The 13972-nt window shown below is 55.5% G+C and carries 13 protein-coding genes and 2 tRNA genes; 8 read left to right on the forward strand and 7 right to left on the reverse strand.

Translation table 11 applies throughout. The features are described 5' to 3' along the window. Positions 1 to 154: 154 nt before the first annotated feature. From ACQG1Y_RS18620 to xni, 3 genes are all read left to right on the forward strand, one after another. Positions 155 to 1444 (forward strand): HAAAP family serine/threonine permease, encoded by a 1290-nt coding sequence (locus ACQG1Y_RS18620; protein WP_003862749.1) that lies wholly within the window; start codon positions 155 to 157, stop codon positions 1442 to 1444. A gap of 62 nt (positions 1445 to 1506) precedes the next feature. Beyond that, positions 1507 to 2874, forward strand: coding sequence for an L-serine ammonia-lyase (locus ACQG1Y_RS18625; RefSeq protein WP_015571736.1), 1368 nt, complete (start codon positions 1507 to 1509; stop codon positions 2872 to 2874). A 112-nt stretch (positions 2875 to 2986) separates the two neighbouring features. Then, positions 2987 to 3742 (forward strand): flap endonuclease Xni, encoded by a 756-nt coding sequence (xni, locus tag ACQG1Y_RS18630; protein ID WP_350366899.1) that lies wholly within the window; start codon positions 2987 to 2989, stop codon positions 3740 to 3742. A 57-nt stretch (positions 3743 to 3799) separates the two neighbouring features. On the opposite strand, the gene rlmM is transcribed toward xni, so the two are convergent. The 4 genes from rlmM to ACQG1Y_RS18650 all read right to left on the reverse strand — a co-directional run bounded on the left by rlmM (position 3800) and on the right by ACQG1Y_RS18650 (position 6823). Further along, positions 3800 to 4900 carry a 23S rRNA (cytidine(2498)-2'-O)-methyltransferase RlmM gene (gene rlmM / locus ACQG1Y_RS18635; RefSeq protein WP_111962452.1) on the reverse strand — a complete coding sequence of 367 codons (1101 nt, stop codon included), beginning with the start codon at positions 4898 to 4900 and terminating at the stop codon, positions 3800 to 3802. Further along, positions 4893 to 5288 carry a DUF423 domain-containing protein gene (locus tag ACQG1Y_RS18640; RefSeq protein WP_003862756.1) on the reverse strand — a complete coding sequence of 132 codons (396 nt, stop codon included), beginning with the start codon at positions 5286 to 5288 and terminating at the stop codon, positions 4893 to 4895. The genes rlmM and ACQG1Y_RS18640 overlap by 8 nt, the downstream gene beginning before the upstream one ends. 39 nt (positions 5289 to 5327) lie before the next feature. After that, positions 5328 to 6245 (reverse strand): glycine cleavage system transcriptional regulator GcvA, encoded by a 918-nt coding sequence (gcvA, locus tag ACQG1Y_RS18645; RefSeq protein WP_003862758.1) that lies wholly within the window; start codon positions 6243 to 6245, stop codon positions 5328 to 5330. 350 nt (positions 6246 to 6595) lie between these two features. After that, entirely contained in the window at positions 6596 to 6823 is a 228-nt protein-coding gene (locus tag ACQG1Y_RS18650) for a YgdI/YgdR family lipoprotein (protein ID WP_015571738.1), read from the reverse strand. A gap of 191 nt (positions 6824 to 7014) precedes the next feature. On the opposite strand from ACQG1Y_RS18650, the gene csdA reads away from it, so the two are divergent. Together csdA and csdE are read left to right on the forward strand one after the other, a co-directional pair. Next, complete coding sequence (gene csdA / locus ACQG1Y_RS18655) at positions 7015 to 8220, forward strand: cysteine desulfurase CsdA (RefSeq protein ID WP_023295350.1); 1206 nt, start codon at positions 7015 to 7017, stop codon at positions 8218 to 8220. Next, entirely contained in the window at positions 8220 to 8666 is a 447-nt protein-coding gene (csdE, locus tag ACQG1Y_RS18660; RefSeq protein ID WP_047062375.1) for a cysteine desulfurase sulfur acceptor subunit CsdE, read from the forward strand. The genes csdA and csdE overlap by 1 nt, the downstream gene beginning before the upstream one ends. On the opposite strand, the gene tcdA is transcribed toward csdE, so the two are convergent. Then, on the reverse strand, positions 8657 to 9463 hold the full coding sequence (tcdA, locus tag ACQG1Y_RS18665; protein WP_006811804.1) for a tRNA cyclic N6-threonylcarbamoyladenosine(37) synthase TcdA: 807 nt from the start codon (positions 9461 to 9463) through the stop codon (positions 8657 to 8659). The genes csdE and tcdA overlap by 10 nt on opposite strands. A 75-nt stretch (positions 9464 to 9538) precedes the next feature. Beyond that, positions 9539 to 10636: a murein transglycosylase A gene (gene mltA / locus ACQG1Y_RS18670; RefSeq protein WP_015571742.1), complete on the reverse strand. Its 1098-nt coding sequence runs from the start codon at positions 10634 to 10636 to the stop codon at positions 9539 to 9541. Positions 10637 to 10844: 208 nt separating this feature from the next. Here mltA and ACQG1Y_RS18675 point away from each other — a divergent pair. After that, positions 10845 to 10921: transfer RNA gene (locus ACQG1Y_RS18675), tRNA-Met, on the forward strand. Between the two features lie 44 nt (positions 10922 to 10965). Further along, a tRNA-Met gene (locus tag ACQG1Y_RS18680) sits at positions 10966 to 11042 on the forward strand. A gap of 89 nt (positions 11043 to 11131) precedes the next feature. On the opposite strand, the gene amiC is transcribed toward ACQG1Y_RS18680, so the two are convergent. Continuing rightward, positions 11132 to 12385, reverse strand: a complete 1254-nt coding sequence (gene amiC, locus ACQG1Y_RS18685) for an N-acetylmuramoyl-L-alanine amidase AmiC (RefSeq protein ID WP_017382840.1) — start codon at positions 12383 to 12385, stop codon at positions 11132 to 11134. 227 nt (positions 12386 to 12612) lie between these two features. On the opposite strand from amiC, the gene argA reads away from it, so the two are divergent. Continuing rightward, on the forward strand, positions 12613 to 13944 hold the full coding sequence (gene argA / locus ACQG1Y_RS18690) for an amino-acid N-acetyltransferase (RefSeq protein WP_015571744.1): 1332 nt from the start codon (positions 12613 to 12615) through the stop codon (positions 13942 to 13944). Positions 13945 to 13972 lie beyond the last annotated feature (28 nt).

The raw sequence follows: 13972 nt of genomic DNA on the forward strand, positions 1-13972 counted from the left end.
AGATTCATAACTAGAATGTATCTTTCCGCCCGCCAATAGTTACGGGCAAAAATTATTAAAAAACCGTCACTGAACGAATTTCATATTACCGTCAGGCGCTTTTTCATCGGATTTGACTAAAAACCTGACAATTTGCTTCCTCCAGGAGATACAGATGGAAACCACTCAAACCAGCACCGTTGCTTCGATTGAATCCCGAAGCGGTTGGCGCAAAACGGATACCATGTGGATGCTTGGCCTGTACGGCACAGCAATCGGCGCTGGTGTACTGTTCCTTCCTATCAACGCAGGTGTCGGCGGTATGATCCCGCTGATCATCATGGCCCTCATCGCCTTCCCGATGACCTTCTTTGCGCACCGAGGCCTGACCCGCTTCGTGCTGTCCGGTAAAAACCCGGGCGAAGACATCACTGAAGTCGTCGAAGAACACTTCGGCGTCGGCGCAGGTAAGCTGATTACCCTGCTCTACTTCTTCGCGATTTACCCGATTCTGCTGGTGTACAGCGTTGCTATCACCAACACCGTAGAAAGCTTTATGATGCACCAGCTTCAGATGACCCCGCCGCCGCGTGCGATTCTGTCCCTGATCCTGATCGTTGGTATGATGACCATCGTGCGCTTCGGCGAGCAGATGATTGTGAAAGCGATGAGCGTGCTGGTGTTCCCGTTTGTTGCGGCTCTGATGGTGCTGGCTCTGTACCTGATCCCACAGTGGAACGGCGCTGCGCTGGAAACCCTGTCTCTGAGCAGCGCATCCACGACCGGCAACGGTCTGCTGCTGACCCTGTGGCTGGCGATCCCGGTGATGGTGTTCTCCTTCAACCACTCGCCAATCATCTCTTCCTTCGCAGTAGCGAAGCGTGAAGAGTACGGCAATGGCGCAGAGAAGAAGTGCTCCAGCATCCTGGCTCGCGCGCACATCATGATGGTACTGACCGTAATGTTCTTCGTGTTCAGCTGCGTGCTGAGCCTCTCCCCGGCGGATCTGGCGGCGGCGAAAGAGCAGAACATCTCTATTCTGTCTTACCTGGCAAACCACTTTAACGCACCGCTGATTGCGTGGATGGCTCCGATCATCGCGATTATCGCCATCACCAAATCCTTCCTGGGCCACTACCTGGGCGCACGTGAAGGCTTCAACGGCATGGTGATTAAATCTCTGCGTGGTAAAGGCAAGACCATTGAAATCAACCGTCTGAACAAAATCACTGCGCTGTTCATGCTGGTGACCACCTGGGCGGTAGCCACCCTGAACCCAAGCATTCTGGGCATGATTGAAACCCTGGGCGGCCCGATTATCGCGATGATCCTGTTCCTGATGCCGATGTACGCGATTCAGAAAGTGCCTGCGATGCGTAAATACAGCGGCCATATCAGCAACGTGTTCGTTGTTGTGATGGGCCTGATTGCCATCTCCGCTATTTTCTACTCGCTGTTCAGCTAATACCTCCTGCGCCGTCTGCGGACGGCGCACTTCTCCCCTCTGACTGAAGCAATGGACGCATCATGATTAGCGTATTCGATATCTTCAAAATCGGTATTGGTCCTTCCAGCTCTCACACCGTCGGACCAATGAAAGCCGGTAAACAATTCACGGATGACTTGATTGCACGCGGCATTTTGCACGACATCACCCGCGTGGTTGTCGATGTATATGGTTCCCTTTCCCTGACCGGTAAAGGCCACCATACCGATATTGCCATTATCATGGGGCTGGCGGGTAATCTGCCGGATACCGTTGATATTGATGCAATACCTGGCTTTATCCAGGACGTGAACACCCACGGTCGTTTGCTGCTGGCGAACGGCGAGCATGAGGTTGAATTCCCGGTTGATCACTGCATGAATTTCCATGCGGATAACCTGTCGCTTCACGAAAACGGCATGCGCATTACCGCGCTGGCCGGCGACAAAGCGGTTTACAGCCAGACGTATTACTCCATCGGCGGCGGGTTTATCGTCGACGAGGACCATTTTGGTCAAAGCACCAATTCTGCCGTTGATGTGCCGTACCCTTACAAAAACGCGGCCGACTTACAGCGTCACTGCCAGGAGACAGGGCTTTCTCTCTCCGGCCTGATGATGAAAAACGAGCTGGCCCTGCACAGCAAAGAGGAGCTGGAACAGCACTTCGCTAACGTCTGGGAAGTGATGCGCAGCGGCATTGAGCGCGGGATCACCACCGAAGGCGTGCTGCCGGGTAAACTGCGTGTTCCGCGTCGTGCGGCTGCGCTGCGCCGCATGCTGGTCAGCACCGACAAAACCACCACCGACCCGATGGCCGTCGTCGACTGGATCAACATGTTCGCGCTGGCGGTGAACGAAGAGAACGCCGCGGGTGGCCGCGTCGTCACCGCGCCAACCAACGGGGCGTGCGGAATTGTTCCGGCGGTTCTGGCGTATTACGACAAGTTTATCCGTGAAGTGAATGCAAACTCACTCGCGCGGTATATGCTGGTCGCCAGTGCGATTGGCTCACTGTACAAGATGAACGCCTCGATTTCCGGCGCGGAAGTGGGCTGTCAGGGTGAAGTGGGCGTCGCCTGCTCTATGGCGGCGGCGGGTCTGGCCGAATTACTGGGCGCAAGTCCTGCGCAGGTTTGTATTGCGGCGGAAATCGGCATGGAACATAACCTGGGGCTGACCTGCGATCCGGTCGGCGGACAGGTCCAGGTGCCATGCATCGAGCGTAACGCCATCGCCTCTGTGAAAGCGGTGAACGCGGCCCGTATGGCGCTGCGTCGTACCAGCGAACCGCGCGTCTGCCTCGACAAGGTTATCGAAACCATGTACGAAACCGGTAAAGATATGAACGCCAAATACCGCGAAACCTCCCGCGGTGGCCTGGCGATGAAGATCGTCACCTGCGATTAAGCCTCTCAGGAAGCCTCGTTTTGCGAGGCTTCTTCCTGTTTTCGCCACCATTCATAGTTTCATGCTGCGCTCAGTGTTACCCTTCACCTATCAGACAGAAGGGAGATTATCTGTGGCCGTTCATTTGCTTATCGTCGATGCACTTAACCTGATTCGCCGTATTCATGCGGTACAGGGCACCCCCTGCAAGGACACCTGTTTACACGCGCTGGAGCAGCTCATTCGCCATAGCGAACCCACCCACGCTGTTGCCGTATTCGACGATGAAGCACGCAATACCGGCTGGCGGCACCAGCGCCTGCCGGACTACAAAGCCGGACGTGCGCCGATGCCGGACGATCTGCACGCAGAAATGCCCGCTATCCGCGCGGCCTTTGAGCAGCGCGGCGTTCCGTGCTGGGGCGCCCACGGTAATGAGGCTGACGATTTAGCCGCAACGCTGGCGGTTAAAGTCGCGAGCGCCGGGCATCAGGCGACTATCGTTTCAACCGACAAAGGCTACTGCCAGCTGCTCTCTCCAACGATCCGCATCCGGGACTACTTTCAAAAACGCTGGCTGGACGCGCCATTCATTGCCAGCGAGTTTGGCGTATCGCCTGAGCAACTGCCGGATTACTGGGGGCTGGCGGGGATCAGCAGCTCTAAAGTGCCGGGTGTCGCCGGTATTGGACCCAAAAGCGCCGCACAGCTGCTGACTGAGTTTCAGAGTCTGGAAAGAATTTACGCCAGGCTTGATGAAGTGCCGGAAAAATGGCGCAAAAAGCTGGAGGCGCATAAAGAGATGGCGTTTATCTGCCGGGAGGTGGCGACGCTACAGACGGATTTACAGCTGGACGGGAATTTACAGCAGTTAAGGTTAGAACGTTAAAACAACTACACGATTTTGTAGGCCCGGTAAGCGCAGCGCCACCGGGCGTTACAAACGTTATCGCTCGTCGCGACGCCCACCCACTGCCGCCCACCAGCGACGGATATGCACCGTCACTTCTTCGCGGTCGTGATAAAGCTGACGCGCCTGGATTTCCGCGTTAATCCCGTGTTCGTCCAGCTGCTGCTGAATATAGGCCAGGTTCTGCGACACCTCTTCGTAGCGCTTTTTCATCGGCAGCTTGAGGTTGAAAATCGTCTCACGACACCAGCCGTTCACCAGCCAGGAGGCCATCAGCGCCGCGACTTTCGCCGGTTTTTCTACCATGTCGCACACCATCCAGGAGATGTTGTTGCGGTTCGGGCGATAGCGGAAGCCGTCCTCACGCAGCCAGGTGACCTGCCCGGTATCCATCAGGCTTTGCGCCATAGGGCCGTTATCCACAGACGAAACCCACATATTGCGTTTCACCAGCTGATAGGTCCAGCCGCCCGGGCACGCGCCAAGGTCGACGGCATACATGCCGTTTGCCAGACGTTCGTCCCACTCGTCCGCCGGGATAAAGACGTGAAACGCCTCTTCCAGCTTCAGGGTTGAACGGCTCGGCGCATCTGCCGGGAAGCGCAGACGCGGGATCCCCATAAAGAACGGCGAATTATTGGTGGTATACGAGTAGCCGGCGTAGCAACATCCTGGCGCAATAAAGAAGATATGCACAACCGGGCGCTTTGGCGTTTCGTAGTTTGTCAGCACACCCGCATCACGCAGCGCCGCGCGCAGCGGCACGGTGAACTTACGGCAGAACTTCATCAGCTCTTTGCTTTCGTTGGTGTCGGCCACTTCCACGCGCAAATCGCCGCCCTTCTCCACCACACCCTGCAACAGGCCAATAATCGGCGTGATGCGATCTTCCGGCGGAAGATCTTTCAGCAGTTCGCCCGCGACAAACATCTGACGGGCGAAAATCAATGAGCTGAACGGCAGTTCGCGCGCCAGCTTGTCGGCATCATCAGGCTGATAGCATTCAAATACCACATAGCCCGCGTTCTCTTTGACGCGAGCGAATCCGAAGACTTCACGCTTCGCCGCTTTATCGGTGATTTCCGCGGCGCACTCTTTCTCAAACCCCGGGCGACAATATAAAACAACCTTATTCATGAACAACGCCCTTGCGTTTCAGACGGATAGCTCCGATAAACATTAACACCCAACCCGCCAGGAAGCTGACGCCGCCGACAGGTGTAACAAACGCCCACAGGCGTAAATGCGACAGCGCCAGACAGTAAAGACTGCCGCTGAACAGTACGGTACCCAGCGCCAGAAAGACGCTGCTCCAGTAAAACCAGATGCTGATGCGGCGCTGCATCGCCACCGCCAGCCCAAAAATTGCCAGCGTGTGGAACGCCTGATATTCAAGGCCGGTCTGGATCCAACCCATCTCCACAACGCCCAGAGATTTGCTTAAGACATGCGCGCCAAACGCGCCCAGAGCTACAAAAATAAAGCCACTCACCGCGGCGAAAATCAGCATGAATCGGCTGGTCATGTTTAAGTCCTGAATTGATGCGTGCCCGGCACACAAACGTTATTGTTCATACCTGAAGCGGAATTTTTCTTGCTCGCTTGCCGCTTTCGCCAGTATCCACTGCCGGAAAGCGGCTATTTTACCCAGTTCTGCCTGACTGTCATGACAAACCAGATAAAATGCATTCTTGCTGACCAGTACATCGTTAAATGGGCAAACCAGACGGCCTGCCTCAATTTCGGACTGCGCCATAACGTTGTTTGCCAACGCCACGCCCTGCCCGTGAATGGCAGCCTGTAGCACCATCGCGCTGTGGCTAAAAATGGGCCCCTGCTGCACGTTTATATGATTAAGACCTAACTGGCGGGTATAAGTTTGCCAGTCGCGACGCGAAGCATCGTGCAAAAGCGTATGTTGCGCCAGATCGGCGGGCGTTTTGAGCGCTTTATCCCCCGTCAGCAGCAGCGGTGAACAGACCGGCAACAGATATTCTGCGTATAATTTTTCCACACGCAAGCCCGGCCAGTTACCGCGACCGTAAAAAATCGCCACGTCCACATCATCTGCCAGCTTGTCTTCCTGACGGTCCACCGCCTGGATTCGGACATCGATTCCCGGATAAGTTGAGTTAAAGCTTGAGAGTCGCGGCACCAGCCACTGAATGGCAAAACTGGGCAATAAACTCACAGTCAGAGCGCCTTTTGCGCTCCGGGCCTGAAGCTTGCGAGTGGCTTCCGTCAGCTGGGAAAAAATTTCTTTAATATCCTGAAAATAGCTCTGCCCCTCTTCGGTCAACAGCAACGAACGGTTGCGTCGACGGAACAGCTTAAGCCCCAGAAAATCCTCCAGAGACTTGATTTGATGACTTACTGCGGCCTGTGTCACAAAAAGCTCATCGGCTGCGCGGGTGAAGCTGAGGTGGCGTGCTGCTGCATCAAAAACACGTAATGCATTTAGAGGTGGCAATCGCTTGGACATGGTTATCTGGCTTAGATGTTAACGAGATTTAACATATAGGAAACAACGTTTAACCTATTAGTTTTTTTTATCTGAGCCATTATAATTTGTCCGTTGAGGAACTACCAGCAAATACCTATAGTGGCGGCACTTCCTGAGCCGGAACGAAAAGCTTTTTTTGGAATGCGTGTTCTGAAGGGCTTTTGGCTTACGGTTGTGATGTTGTGTTGTTGTGTTTGCAATTGGTCTGCGATTCAGACCACGGTAGCAACGCTACCAATTTTTCACTTCCTGTACATTTACCCTGTCTGTCCATAGTGATTAATGTAGCACCGCCAACTTGCGGTGCTTTTTTTTCGCTTATCTAACTGTTAATGCTCGATTTCCTTCATCTCTTTCACGTCACTGCGGTTGATCTGCTGTTTGTTCCCGTTAGCATCTTTGTATGAAATCATCCCGGTATCATTATCGGTTGTCGGTTTCCCTTCAGAGACGATAGATCGACCATCGTTGGTATGCATTACGTAGTTATTACCAGAACAGGCGCTCAGGGCAAAGGTCAACGCACAGGCAGAAATGATTGCAGCTGTCTTTTTCATGATTATCTCCTTTAGCAATTAATGCTATTCAAACCTCGATTTATAACAGGCTAAAACATCCGCCTAACACTATTTAGCATAACCTGCTTTTTCAGACTCGCCAGGATAAGCAGACAAATCTGATAGATATCAACTTCCTTGCCCTGCCGATGAATTTGCGCGACGATCGTAGAATCGATATGAGGAATTCCATGAACGCTTTCAGTCCTGCGCAGTTTCGCGCACAGTTTCCTGCGCTGGCCGATGCCGGCATTTATCTTGATAGCGCCGCCACGGCCCTTAAACCGCAGGCGGTGATTGAGGCAACCCGCCAGTTTTACAGCCTGAGCGCCGGGAACGTGCACCGCAGCCAGTATGCCGACGCGCAGCGCTTAACGGCGCAATACGAAGCCGCACGGGATCAGGTCGCGCGCCTGATCAATGCTGACAGCGGTAAGAACATCGTCTGGACGCGGGGCACCACCGAGGCCATTAACATGGTGGCGCAATGTTACGCGCGTCCGCTGTTGCAGCCCGGGGATGAGATCATCGTCAGCGAGGCGGAACACCACGCCAACCTGGTACCCTGGCTGATGGTGGCCGAACAAACCGGGGCACGGGTTGTAAAGCTCCCGTTGGGTGCGGACTTCCTGCCTGACGTGGCGCGTCTGCCTGAGCTGATTACGCCGCGCAGCCGTATTCTGGCGCTGGGGCAGATGTCCAACGTCACCGGCGGCTGCCCGGATCTGGCGCGTGCCATTGAGATTGCTCATGCCAGCGGCGTGGTGGTGATGGTCGACGGTGCGCAGGGTGTGGTGCATTTTCCGGCTGACGTTCAGGCGCTGGATATCGACTTCTATGCCTTCTCAGGACACAAATTGTACGGGCCAACCGGTATCGGCGCGCTGTACGGCAAAGCTGAACTGCTGGCCCGGATGACGCCGTGGCTCGGCGGCGGCAAGATGATTACCGAAGTCACCTTCGACGGTTTTAAAACGCAGGATGTACCCTACCGCCTGGAAGCCGGTACCCCAAACGTGGCCGGGGTTATCGGTCTGAGCGCAGCGCTCGAATGGCTGGCAGAAACGGACGTGGTTCAGGCTGAAAGCTGGAGCCGGGGTCTGGCGACGCTGGCGGAAGAAGAACTGAAAAAACGTCCGGGTTTTCGCTCGTTCCGCGTCCAGGACTCCAGCCTGCTCGCCTTTGATTTCGCGGGCGTGCACCATAGCGACATGGTGACGTTGCTTGCCGGATATGGCATTGCCCTGCGTGCCGGACAGCACTGCGCCCAGCCGCTGCTGGCGGCCATTGGCGTAAGCGGTACCCTGCGCGCCTCGTTTGCACCGTACAATACAAAAAGCGACGTCGATGCGCTGGTTTCCGCAGTCGACCGCGCCCTGGAATTACTGGTGGATTAATGACAAGTTCAGCTTTAGCCGGACACCCGTTCGGCACCGTTATTACTGAAGAGACGTTAAAACAGACCTTCGTCCCGCTCACGCAGTGGGAAGATAAATATCGTCAGCTGATCCTGCTGGGTAAACAGTTGCCCACGCTGTCAGACGAGCTGAAATTACAGGCGAAGGAGATCGCAGGCTGCGAGAACCGCGTCTGGCTTGGGTTTAGCGTATCCGGTGAGAAACTGCATTTCTTCGGCGACAGCGAGGGACGCATTGTTCGCGGTCTGCTGGCGGTGCTGTTGACCGCAATCGAAGGGAAAAGCGCCGCAGAGCTGCTGGCGCATTCTCCGCTGGCGCTGTTTGATGAGCTGGGACTTCGCGCGCAGCTTAGCGCCTCGCGCGGTCAGGGACTGATTGCGCTAAACGACGCGGTACTGGATGCCGCCCGTCAGGCTCAGGCCTGACGTTCCGCCTTCGCCATCATCTTCTTCAGGGCGTGAGAGACCGCCACAAAGCCGAAGGAGGCGGTCACCATGGTGGCCGCTCCAAACCCTGAGGCACAATCCATCCGCTTTGGCCCTTCCGCCGTGCTTTTCATTGCACAGACCGAACCATCCGCCTGCGGATAAACCAGCGCTTCTGTCGAGAACACACAGTCCACGCCCAGCTTGCCTTTGCTATTTTTCACCACGTTGAAGTCGCTTTTTAAGCGCTCGCGCAGCTTAGCGGCCAGCGGATCCTGAATGGTCTTCGCCAGATCCGCCACCTGGATCTGCGTCGGATCAATTTGTCCACCCGCGCCGCCCGTTGTCACCAGCGGCACCTTGTAACGACGACAGTAAGCGATCAGCGCCGCTTTTGGCCGCACGCTGTCGATGGCATCAATCACATAGCTGTAGCCTTTGCTCATGTACTCCGCGACGTTATCTGCCGTCACAAAGTCGTCGATCACCGTCACCCTACACTCCGGGTTGATGAGACGAATACGCTCCGCCATCACCTCGGACTTCGCCAGACCGACGTTATCACGCAGGGCGTGGATCTGACGGTTAGTGTTAGTGACGCAGACGTCATCCATATCAATCAACGTAATTGCGCCAATGCCGGTTCTCGCCAGCGCTTCTGCCGCCCACGAACCCACACCACCAATGCCCACCACGCAGACATGCGCATCCGCGAACAGTTGCAGGGCTTTTTCACCATATAACCGTGCCGTGCCGCCGAAACGCTGGCGCCAGGCATCGCTGATTACCACAGACATAAAACCTCAGATGTAAAAAGGGTGAGGTATTCCTCACCCTGAACCGTAATCCGTCTTGCCCTCAGAATAACACAATCAGCCGCTGAATACGTTTCCGGTACCCGGCGCTGCCTTCAGCACCCACACGCGTCCGTAGTGGTTATACCAGCCTGCACGATGGCCGGCATCCGGGCCGATGCCCTGATAAATGTCGAAGTGCTGGCCTTTGATCGCCCCACCCACGTCCAGCGCCACCATCAGGCGTAATTCATACTTGCCGTTGAATTTGCCGTTGTTGTCGAGGAGTGGAACTTCCGCCAGCAGCGTAGTACCTGCCGGGATAATCGAACGATCCGATGCCACAGAAGCGCGGCCAATCAGCGGGACGGCGCTCGCCCCTTTCACCGGCGCAAAGTTCTGCGGTTTGAAGAAGACAAACGATGGGTTCTGCTCAAGCAGCTCACGCACTTCCGCTTCGCTGTGTTTTTCGCCCCACTCGCGGATCGCCTGCATCGACATATCTTCTCGTTTCACTTCGCCACGGTCGATGAGCACCTTACCGATGCTGCGATAGGCATGGCCATTTTTCCCGGCGTAGCTAAAGAAGTTCAGCGGCGAGCCGTCGCCAAAATCAATATAGCCGCTGCCCTGCACGTCCATAATGAAGTTGTCCATCAGGGAGTTGCTGTAGGCCAGCACGTAATTTTCGCTCAGCGCGCCAGCGTAGATCTCGGCGCGGGACGGCAGACGACCGCGTTTCGGCGGCATACGGTAAATGGGATACTGGAACTCGCCCTGGCGTGTGTGTCGCGCCTGGACAACCGGGGTGTAGTAACCGGTAAACTGGACGTTACCGTAGTTATCCGCCCCCTCCATCTGCCAGGCATCGATACCAAACTGGCGCATATTGCGGGTATCACCGCCTGCACGCAGCCAGTCCTGCACGGCGCTATAGACGTTGTTCTGCGAACCGTATAAACGCGGAGAAGCAGTGCGGATCTGGTAGACCTGCTCGGAGAAGTCTCCGGCATTGATCGGAGCGCCCACGGCGTCTGGCTGGTTAACTAAAGAGAAAGGCTGGGATAACTTCCCGTCTTTATACTGTTGACCGCGATCGGTCGGTTTGGAAGAGCAGGCCGCAAGAATCGCCACCATTGCGCCTGTCATCAGATACTTCGCCCAACGTCCTTTCATTATATCTCGTCTTTTAGTTGCCCAATTCCGCGAGATGAAGATAACAAACCCACCGTGTTAATGAAATGCAATCGCCTTCCCTTTGGCAAATTCTGCACAAAAAATAGTCCAAAGTGGCTTTTGCCGTTCATTTTGCATACAAAATAATGAATTATGTGAAAAAGGGGTTGCATCACAAACCTATCCGAGTATAGTGCGCTTCCACGGACGCGGGGTGGAGCAGCCTGGTAGCTCGTCGGGCTCATAACCCGAAGGTCGTCGGTTCAAATCCGGCCCCCGCAACCAATCAAATTTGAAGAAGTAAGTTTCTACAAGTGTAGAAAGACGGACGCGGGGTGGAGCAGCCTGGTAGCTCGTCGGGCTCATAACCCGAAGGTCGTCGGTTCAAATCCGGCCCCCGCAACCAACACTTCTTAAAACAATAAACACCCTGAAGGGTGTTTTTTTGTATCTGGCGTTTGTGAAAATGCCGGGCGTGATACCCGGCTTAATGCCCTACCCCCGCCGCGCCAGCGTTTCCCCGTCTGAGAAGTAGGCCCGGATCCCCGCCAGAATCGACTCCGCCACTTCCTGCTGGAATTTAGCCGTCTTGAGCTTACGTTCCTCTTCCACGTTACTGATAAACGCGGTTTCGACCAGAATGGATGGAATATCTGGCGCTTTCAGTACCGCAAATCCGGCCTGCTCGACGCTGTTTTTGTGCAGCTTGTTGACCCGGCCCAGCTTGCCCAGCACCGCTTTACCAAACTTCAGGCTGTCGGTAATGGTCAGCGACTGCACCATATCAAACATCGTATGGTCGACGTAACGGTCGCCACTTTTGCTCACGCCACCAATTAAATCCGAGGCGTTCTGCGTGTCCGCCAGGTATCTCGCGGCGGTACTGGTCGCCCCTTTCGTTGACAGGGCAAACACTGAAGATCCACTCGGCTGGCGGCTGGTGAAGGCATCCGCGTGAATAGAGACAAACAGATCCGCGCGCTGCTTTTGCGCTTTTGCCACGCGGACCTTCAGCGGGATAAAGACATCTTCGTTACGCGTCATGTAGGCGCGCATATTGCCCTCTTTGTCGATCAAGGCCTTCAGACGACGGGCAATTTGCAGCACCACATCTTTTTCGCGGGTGCGATATTTCCCGACGGCGCCGGAATCTTCTCCGCCGTGGCCAGGATCGAGCATGATCACAATCGGGCGATCGCGCCCCGCCTTGCCCGGCTGTGGGCCACTTTGCGCTGGCGGAACCTGGCTGTCGAGATCGCCTTTGTTGTAATCCTCAAGTAATGCCAGAAGCGGATCCTGAATATCCGTCGCATTCGCCGGATAGAGATCCATCACCAGACGCTCCTTAAAGGCGGCTACAGGCGCAAGGGCAAAGAGCTGAGGTTTCACGTTCTGCTTCAGCTCAAACACCATGCGCACGGTTTGCGGATCGAACTGCCCGACGCGCGCCGATTTGATAAACGGATCGTCGCCACGGATCTGAGCTGCCATGCCTTTAAGCACGGAGTTGAGGTTCACACCTTCGAGATCAACCACCACACGTTCAGGATTGCTGAGGGCAAATTGCTTGTATTTCAGCACGCGATTGGACTCGACCGTCACGCGCGTATAGGTCGACGACGGCCAGACGCGCACCGCGACTACCTGGCTTGTGGCGGCAAGACCCACCTGGCTGACGCTAAGCAACCACATCGCCCCGGCCCCTTTTAACAGGCGGCGGCGGCTTATTGCTGAATTGGATCCCGACATGCTTCTCCCGAGCAAGAAATCTGATTGATGAACAAAACGCCCAAATTGACCGAAAACTTTAACGAATGACGCATAAACTGTCATCTATAAAAGGGTAAACAATCATACGTTAACGCACGGATTACTTATTATTTTCTGTGGGTCGCAGAAAATTTAGGCTTGCACACGCGGCCACAATCGAATAAAAATACAGAAATTACGAATAAACATTCACTAAGGGTTGTGTCATGGTTAAGGAACGCAGAACCGAACTGGTCCAGGGATTCCGCCATTCTGTTCCCTATATCAACACCCATCGGGGAAAAACGTTTGTCATCATGCTTGGCGGCGAAGCCATTGAGCATGAAAACTTTTCCAGCATCGTCAATGATATCGGCCTGCTGCACAGCCTCGGCATCCGTCTGGTGGTGGTGTATGGCGCACGTCCGCAAATTGAAGCCAACCTGGCCGCCCATCACCATGAGCCGATCTACCACAAACACACGCGCGTGACGGATGCGAAAACCCTCGAGCTGGTCAAACAGGCGGCGGGTCTGTTGCAGCTCGATATCACCGCCCGCCTGTCGATGAGCCTGAACAATACGCCGTTGCAGGGCGCGCACATCAACGTGGTGAGCGGCAACTTTATCATCGCTCAGCCGCTCGGCGTGGACGATGGCGTGGACTACTGCCACAGCGGCCGCATCCGCCGTATTGATGAAGAAGCCATTCACCGCCAGTTAGACAATGGCGCGATCGTTCTGATGGGCCCTGTTGCCGTCTCCGTAACGGGTGAAAGTTTTAATCTGACCTCAGAAGAGATTGCCACCCAGCTGGCCATCAAGCTGAAAGCGGAAAAAATGATCGGCTTTTGCTCCTCACAGGGTGTCGTGAACGATGAGGGCGTGATTGTGCCAGAACTTTTTCCGAATGAAGCCCAGGCGCGCGTCGAAGCGCTGGAAGCAGAAGGCGATTACTATTCCGGTACCGTGCGTTTTCTGCGCGGCGCCGTTAAAGCGTGCCGTAGCGGGGTGCGCCGCAGCCACCTGATCAGCTATCAGGAAGACGGCGCGCTGTTGCAGGAGCTGTTCTCCCGTGACGGGATCGGTACGCAGATCGTCATGGAGAGCGCCGAGCAGATCCGCCGTGCCACCATCAACGATATCGGCGGCATTCTGGAGCTGATCCGTCCGCTGGAACAACAGGGCATTCTGGTTCGCCGATCCCGCGAGCAGCTGGAGATGGAGATCGACAAGTTCACCATCATTCAGCGGGATAACCTGACCATTGCCTGTGCGGCGCTTTATCCGTTCCCGGAAGAGCAGATTGGCGAAATGGCGTGCGTCGCCGTGCATCCTGATTACCGTAGCTCCTCACGGGGGGAGCTGCTGCTTGAACGCGTGGCGGCACAGGCGCGCCAGATGGGTCTGAGCAAGCTGTTCGTGCTTACCACGCGCAGCATTCACTGGTTCCAGGAGCGCGGCTTCACGCCGGTGGATATTGATTCCCTGCCGGAAAGTAAGAAAGAGATGTACAACTACCAGCGCCGCTCGAAGGTGTTAATGGCGGACCTGGGATAACAGTCACCCTCTCCTGCTGGAGAGGGCG

Origin of the sequence: Enterobacter cloacae complex sp. 397G4 (genome assembly GCF_050031515.1) — a bacterium.
In the GTDB taxonomy this organism is placed as follows: Bacteria; Pseudomonadota; Gammaproteobacteria; order Enterobacterales; family Enterobacteriaceae; genus Enterobacter; species Enterobacter hormaechei_C.